This is a genomic window from Rathayibacter sp. AY1A2, from assembly GCF_002930935.1.
Lineage (GTDB): Bacteria > Actinomycetota > Actinomycetes > Actinomycetales > Microbacteriaceae > Rathayibacter.
Genome location: NZ_PSTP01000012.1, coordinates 96,049 through 102,755, shown reverse-complemented (window position 1 = coordinate 102,755; position 6,707 = coordinate 96,049). Strand labels below are relative to the sequence as shown.

Genomic DNA, 6,707 nt, shown 5'->3' with positions numbered 1-6,707 from the left:
CCTCACCGCGGTGTCCGGCCGGGGAGGCGGCGCTCATTGCGGACTCCTTCGGCAGCGGTCCGACCATCCTAGAGCCCCGGTGGAGCGCTCTCTCGCCCCGGAACGCGGGACACCGCACCCCGGACGACCGCGAGGCGCCGCCTCCCCGGCCGGACACCGCGGTGAGGGCGGTGTCCGGGCGGCGGAGGCGGCGCCTCGGAGGAGAGGAGCGGAGCGCAGGACGCGGGCCGGTCGGCGCTTCCCGATCAGGCCCGGTGGGCGCCGTGCCCGTCGCGGGGAGGAGCGGTGCGGATCGAGTCCGTCCGGACGTCCGGCTCGATGCTGCCCGCGGCCAGGTCGGCCCCGGCGCGCGCGGCCAGCTGCGGGTCCGTGTCGCGCAGCTCCTCCGCGCTGTCCTCGGCCGCGAGGTCGTGCGCCTCCTGCATGGCCGACTTCGCCCGCAGCGGCGGGGTCCTGAGGAACCACGAGAGGACGAAGGCCAGCAGGACCACGCCCAGCGCGACCTGGAACACGGTCACGGTCGCGTCGTTGAACCCGGTCAGGAACGGGGCCGACAGGGCGCGGTCCGCGGTGTTCAGGAACGACGTGTCCCCGTCGAGCGCGGAGCCGATCGCGGCGGTGTCCTGCGACTGCAGCAGCTTCAGGATCCCGGCGTTGGCCGGGTCCGCGGCGACGGCCGGATCGGTGACGGCCCGCTGCAGATCCGCCGCGAGCGCCGGGTTCTTGAAGGCCGCGGCGATGGTGTCGGGGATCCGGCTGAACAGCACCGAGAAGATCACGGCGGTGCCCAGGGTGCCGCCGATCTGGCGGAAGAACGTGGAGGCGCTGGTCGCGACTCCCATGTTCGCCACGTCGACCGAGTTCTGCGAGGCCAGGGTGAGGGTCTGCATCATCTGCCCGAGCCCGAGGCCCAGCATCAGCATCCCGCCCATCATGAAGATCACCGGCTTGTCGATCGTCACGAAGGTGAAGTAGAAGAACGCGGCCGACATCAGGAACGTGCCGACGATCGGGAAGGCGCGGTAGCGGCCCGTGCGCGAGATGATCTGACCCGAGACGATCGAGGCGATCATCAGGCCGAGGATCATCGGCAGCATCAGGAAGCCGGACTCGGTCGGCGTGGCGCCGTTCACCAGCTGCAGGTACAGCGGGATCGCCATCATGCCGCCGAACATGCCGAAGCCGACGAGGACGCCCAGCACGGTCGCCATCGAGAAGGTCGGCGAGCGGAAGAGCTTGAGGGGGATGAGCGCGTCGTCGCCCATCATCCGCTCGGCCGCGATGAAGCCGATGACGCCCAGCGCGCCGACGATGTAGCAGACCCACGCGATCGGCGAGCCCCAGCCCCACTCGCGGCCCTGCTCGGCGATCAGCAGCAGCGGTCCCGCGGCGATGACGACGAGGGAGGCGCCCCACCAGTCGATCCGCACCGAGCGCTTGCCGGCGGGCTTGGGCAGGTGGAGGAACCGCACGACGATGAAGAGCGCGACGGCGCCGATCGGGAGGTTGATCAGGAAGACCCAGCGCCAGCCGGTGATGAAGAGGATCTCGGGGGTGCCGGCGAGCAGGCCGCCGATGAGCGGTCCGACGACGCTGGAGATCCCGAAGACGGCCAGGAAGTAGCCCTGGTACTTGGCGCGCTCGCGCGGGGGCAGGATGTCGCCCATCACCGTGAGCGCGAGCGACATGAGCCCGCCGGCGCCGAGGCCCTGCACGGCGCGGAAGCCCGCGAGGCCGAGCATCGAGGTCGAGAAGCCGGCGAGCGTCGAGCCGATCAGGAACAGCACGATCGCGATCAGGTAGAGCGGGCGGCGTCCGAAGATGTCGGAGAGCTTGCCGTAGATCGGCGTCGCGATCGTCGAGACGATCAGGTAGGCGGTGGTCACCCACGCCTGCTGCGAGAGGCCGTCGAGGTCGTCCGCGATGGTGCGCATCGAGGTGCCGACGATGGTCTGGTCGAGCGAGGAGAGGAACATCCCCGCCATCAGGCCGAAGATGACGAACAGGATCTGCCGGTGCGACATCACGGCGCCGGACGGCGTCGAGGTCGGAGCGGATGGAGCGGAGGCGGAGTCGGCCACGGTGGTCCCCTTGTCTGGCGGACGCGTCCAGGCACGGCGATCCGCCGCAAACGTTGCGTGCTGCGCAAAGTTACACCGCGTGCGGAGAGCGCGACAGAGCGTCCGGCGAGCCTGAACGGGATCTCAGGGCCGCCGTGCCGGGGCCGTGCATCAGGCCGGAGCGGGGACCGCCTCGTCCGCCCAGCCGGCCTCGCGGAGCGCTGCGCGGGCCTCGGCTCGGGCCGAGTACGGCGTGCGCACGCCGAGGATGTCGCGGTAGTTCTGGTGCCCGGGGCCGGCCCAGAGGATGGCGTCGCCCTCGTGCGCCAGGGACACGGCGACGCGGATGGCGCGCTTGGGGTCGTCGACCTCGTGGATCTCGGCGTCCGGACGTGCGGCGCGGGCGGCCTCGACGAGGGTGCGCCGGATCGAGGCCGGGTCCTCGAAGCGCGGGTGGTGGTCGGTCACGACCAGCACGTCGCTGCCCAGGACGGCGGCTTCGGCCATGGCCGGGCGCTTGAGCGCGTCCCGGTCGCCGTCGGCGCCGAACACCATGACCACGCGGCCGGGAGTGACCTCGCGGACGGCCTCCAGGGTGCGGGCGAAGGCGTCGGCGCTGTGTCCGAAGTCGACGTACACCGTGGGGCCGCGGTCGCCGGAGACGCGCTCGGTGCGGCCGGGGAGGGAGGCGTCCACTCCGCCGTCGCGGTGCAGCGCGGCGCGGATCTCGCCGATCGGCCGACCGGACTCGATCAGCATCACGATCGCCAGTCCGGCGTTGGCGGCCATGTGGGTGCCGATGATCGGGACGGAGGTCGTGATGGCACGGCCCTCGCGGTTGCCGATCCGGAAGCGGGTGCGGCCGAACTCCTGCTCGAGCACCGTCATGGTCCAGTCGGCGTCGACGCCCGGGAGGGAGGTGATCGTGGTGACCGGCACGCCGGCGACCTCGACGAGGCGCGCGCCCGCGGGGGAGTCGAGCGAGACGACGGCCCGGCGCGCGCGATCGGGCTGGAACAGCTGGGCCTTCTCGCCGAAGTAGGTGTCCATGTCGCCGTAGTCGTCGAGGTGGTCGTGGCTGAGGTTCGTGAAGCCGGCGACGTCGAAGACCACGCCGTCGACGCGGTGGCGGGTGAGCGCCTGGGCGCTGACCTCGATCGCGGCCGCGCCGACGCCCTCCTCCTCCATGCGGGCGACGAGCGCGTGCAGCTCCGTCGCCTCCGGGGTGGTCAGGCCGCTGGTCACCGAGGTGTCGCCGATGTGGCGCTCCGCGGTCGAGCTGAGGCCGGGCACGACGCCGAGCTGGCGGAGGATCCCCTCGAGCATGTGGACGGTCGACGTCTTGCCGTTGGTGCCGGTCACGCCGAGCAGCACGGGGGAGCGCTCGGCCGTCCCGTAGACGGCGGCGGCGACGGCGCCCAGGCGGGAGCGGGGGTCGTCGACCACGAGGACGGGCAGACCGGTCGCGCGCGCGGCGTCGGCGCCCGCGGCGTCGGTCAGCACGGCGGAGGCGCCGCGGGCCACGGCCTGCTCGACGAACTCGGCCCCGTGGCGGTTGACCCCGGGCAGGGCGACGAAGAGGTCGCCGGGCTCGACGTCGGAGGCGATCAGCGTCACTCCGCTGATCTCGGCCGTCAGGCCGCCCTCGTCGCCGATCTCGAGCGTCCGAGCGAGGGCGGCGAGAGGGACGGAGGGTGCGGTGAGGGGTCGGAGCATGGGGTCCTTCCATCGACGGCTCCGTGGGGGGCCGTGCAGCCGAGGGGGCGGTCGCACGCGGAGTCGTGGCTGTCACTCAAGCTAGGGGGTCTGCTTATGTGAATCCTTAGAGGATATGCGCGACCCGCGTGGAGGGGCACGGGTGGACAGAACCGATCGCCGGTGCTTCAGCAGATGCGCAGGAACGGGTCTGTCTAGGCTCGGAGGATGACGTCGAACGAGAACGAGCCGACCGATGGGCGCCCCGTCGGCCGCCGAGCCCTGGTCATCGGGGGTGTGGCCGCCGCGGCGGGCCTGACCGCGCTGGGGGTCGGAGCCGCCATCGGGAACGGAGCGCCGGCGCCCTCGCCGACCCCCTCGACGGCGCCGCCCGCTCCGTCGCCCTCCGCGGCCGCGACCACCTCGACGCCCACGGCGGTGCCGACCGCCACTCCCACTCCCACTCCCACCGCCTCCGGGATCGACCTCACCGCGCAGTCCGTCGACGACCCGGCGAGCACCTGGGTCGTCGTCAACAAGCTGCGGACGCTCGCGCCGGTCGACTACGTCCCCGCCGACCTGACCTTCCCCGACGTGCCCTACGTCAACCGGCAGCCGATGCGCCAGGCGACCGCGGACGCCCTCGTCCCGCTCTTCGCCGCCGCCCGCTCCGAGGCCGGCCTCTCGCTGGCGGTGCAGAGCGCCTACCGCTCCTACGACACCCAGGTCAGCGTCTACGCGGGCTGGGTGTCCTCGCGCGGGCAGGCGGGAGCGGATGCGACGAGTGCGCGCCCGGGGCACAGTGAGCACCAGACCGGCTGGGCGGTCGACGTGGTGGGAGCGTCGGGCGCGTGCGCGCTCGAGATCTGCTGGGGCGACACTCCGGAGGGGCAGTGGGTCGGCGCCAACGCCCACCGCTTCGGCTTTCTCGTGCGCTACAAGCCCGACACCACTCCGATCACGGGGTACGAGTCGGAGCCGTACCACCTGCGGTACGTCGGGACCCAGCTCTCCGGGTACCTGCACGACTCCGGCATCGAGACGCTCGAGCGCGCCTTCGGCCTTCCGGATGCGCCCGATTACGCGCCGGGGACCACTTCCTAGGCGGTCTAGCGATCACAGACGGACACGATCGGGCGTGACACGCGCCGCTCGTTACCGTACTGTTATTCGGAGCGCTTTCGGAGGCCCGTCTGACGGATCTCCCACCCCCGCCTGGTGACATAGCCGCTTCCCCTGCTCCCGAGCCCGGTCCCCCGCCGAGCCGCCGACCCGTGAGACCTCTCTGTGCCCCCTCGCTCCACCCGCTCCACCCTGCCCGCCGACCACCCCGCGACCCCTGCGCCGAGGCCCGGCGCTCCGCTGACCCGCCGCGAGGCCCGCGAGCGCGAGGGCCGCATCCGGCCCGCCGCACCCGCCGCCGCTCCCGAGCAGCCCTCGGCTCCCGCCCCGGTGCACCCCGCCCCGGAGGGATCGTTCTCGTCCCGCCGCGACCGCCGCGAAGCGGAGGGGCACCGGCTCCGCACCGCGCCCGCCCGCCGCGGGGCCTCCTTCTTCCGCCCGTCCCCGCGCACGCTGGCGCTCGCCGTCTCCGGCGGGCTCGTCGTCGTGGCCGTCGCGTCGAGCCTGAGCCTCACCGTCGGCACCGGCTCCTCGGCCGAGTCGGCCACCGCGACGCCCTCCGCTGCTCCGACCTCGACCAGCGTCGCCGTGCTCCCCGCGACCACTGCCTCCGCCCGGGTCGTCCTCAGCTCCGTCTCCACCACCTCCGGCACCGTCGCCGGCGGCACGAGCGTGACGCTCGAGGGATCGAACCTGGACTCGGTCGCCACCGTCCGCTTCGGCGAGGCCGAGGGCAGCGTCGCGGTCGACAACCCCGACCAGATCACGGTCACCGCCCCTCCGGCCGACGGAGAGGCAGCGGGCGAGGTCCCGGTCGCCTTCTTCGACGCCGACGGTCAGGCCATCACGTTCGACGCGGTCACCGACTCCGCCGCGGCGGTCACCGTCGACGGGACCCCGGCCGACGCGGTGCAGCCGGCCGTCGACACGTCGGGCGCCGCGGAGGGCACGACGGCCGAGGCCTCGACCGACCTCGCCGCCCCGACCGCGACCGCCACTCCCAGCCCCGCCGCGACCGGCGTGCTCGCCAGCACGAAGGTCGTCGCCTCGGCGATCACCTTCGCCTACACGCCCGACCCGGCGATCGAGGCCGCGAAGGCCCAGGCCGCGCTGGACGCGAGCCGCCTGGCCTCGCAGCTCGACTACCTCTCCACCTACTGGAACGACTACAACTCGGCCCAGTACGGCGTGATCTCGGGCAACGACTGCGTCAATTTCACCTCGCAGTCGCTGATCGCCCGCGGCTGGGAGATGGACGGCGAGTGGAGCTACTCCTCCTCCGGCGGCTACAGCTCAGCCTGGGCGTCGTCGACAGCGTTCAACGCCTACCTCGCCGCGCACCCCGAGCGCGCGACCGCCATCCCCGACTCCGAGCGGAGCCGGGTGAAGCCGGGCGACATCGTCCAGTTCGACTGGGACGGCTCGGGCGACTGGGACCACACGGGCGTCGTGACCAGCGTCGACGGCGACAGGATCCTCTACTCCTCGCACACCGCCGACAACCACGACCAGAGCATCGACGCGGCCTCCGCCGGCCGGATCATGTTCTGGGGCGTCTGACGCTCGACGCACCCGCTCCACGCACGACGACGGGGCCGTCACCGCTGATGCGGTGACGGCCCCGTCGAGGTTCCGGTCAGATCACTTCTTGAAGACGTCCTTGACGTCCTCGCCGACCTTCTTGGTGTGGGCCTTGGTCTGGTCGGCCTGGCCCTCGGCCTCGAGGCGCTCGTTGTCCGTCAGCTTGCCGACGGCCTCCTTGGCCTTGCCGACCAGGTTCTCGGCTGCGTTGCGGATCTTGTCGTCTGCACCCATGAGGGGCTCCTTCTG

5 protein-coding genes are annotated in these 6,707 nt (G+C 72.6%); 2 read left to right on the top strand and 3 right to left on the bottom strand.

Annotated features, from left to right (window positions below; genetic code table 11):
• Positions 1–245: 245 nt before the first annotated feature.
• Both C5B93_RS11500 and C5B93_RS11495 read right to left on the bottom strand, forming a co-directional pair.
• On the bottom strand, positions 246–2,024 hold the full coding sequence (locus tag C5B93_RS11500; RefSeq protein WP_104292508.1) for an MDR family MFS transporter: 1,779 nt from the start codon (positions 2,022–2,024) through the stop codon (positions 246–248).
• 207 nt (positions 2,025–2,231) lie between these two features.
• Complete coding sequence (locus tag C5B93_RS11495; protein WP_104292504.1) at positions 2,232–3,776, bottom strand: Mur ligase family protein; 1,545 nt, start codon at positions 3,774–3,776, stop codon at positions 2,232–2,234.
• Between the two features lie 207 nt (positions 3,777–3,983).
• On the opposite strand from C5B93_RS11495, the gene C5B93_RS11490 reads away from it, so the two are divergent.
• Positions 3,984–4,859: a D-alanyl-D-alanine carboxypeptidase family protein gene (locus tag C5B93_RS11490; RefSeq protein WP_104292503.1), complete on the top strand. Its 876-nt coding sequence runs from the start codon at positions 3,984–3,986 to the stop codon at positions 4,857–4,859.
• Between the two features lie 183 nt (positions 4,860–5,042).
• Positions 5,043–6,437: an amidase domain-containing protein gene (locus C5B93_RS11485; protein ID WP_104292502.1), complete on the top strand. Its 1,395-nt coding sequence runs from the start codon at positions 5,043–5,045 to the stop codon at positions 6,435–6,437.
• An 81-nt stretch (positions 6,438–6,518) separates the two neighbouring features.
• Here the strand turns inward: C5B93_RS11485 and C5B93_RS11480 are convergent, their stop codons facing one another.
• Positions 6,519–6,692 carry a CsbD family protein gene (locus C5B93_RS11480; protein WP_104226788.1) on the bottom strand — a complete coding sequence of 58 codons (174 nt, stop codon included), beginning with the start codon at positions 6,690–6,692 and terminating at the stop codon, positions 6,519–6,521.
• Positions 6,693–6,707: the final 15 nt, after the last annotated feature.

Bases quoted from the DNA above. Each gene is read 5' to 3' on its own strand.
- C5B93_RS11500 (WP_104292508.1), bottom strand. From the start codon at position 2,024: ATGTCGCACCGGCAGATCCTGTTCGTCATCTTCGGCCTGATGGCGGGG.
- C5B93_RS11495 (WP_104292504.1), bottom strand. From the start codon at position 3,776: ATGCTCCGACCCCTCACCGCACCCTCCGTCCCTCTCGCCGCCCTCGCT.
- C5B93_RS11490 (WP_104292503.1), top strand. From the start codon at position 3,984: ATGACGTCGAACGAGAACGAGCCGACCGATGGGCGCCCCGTCGGCCGC.
- C5B93_RS11480 (WP_104226788.1), bottom strand. From the start codon at position 6,692: ATGGGTGCAGACGACAAGATCCGCAACGCAGCCGAGAACCTGGTCGGC.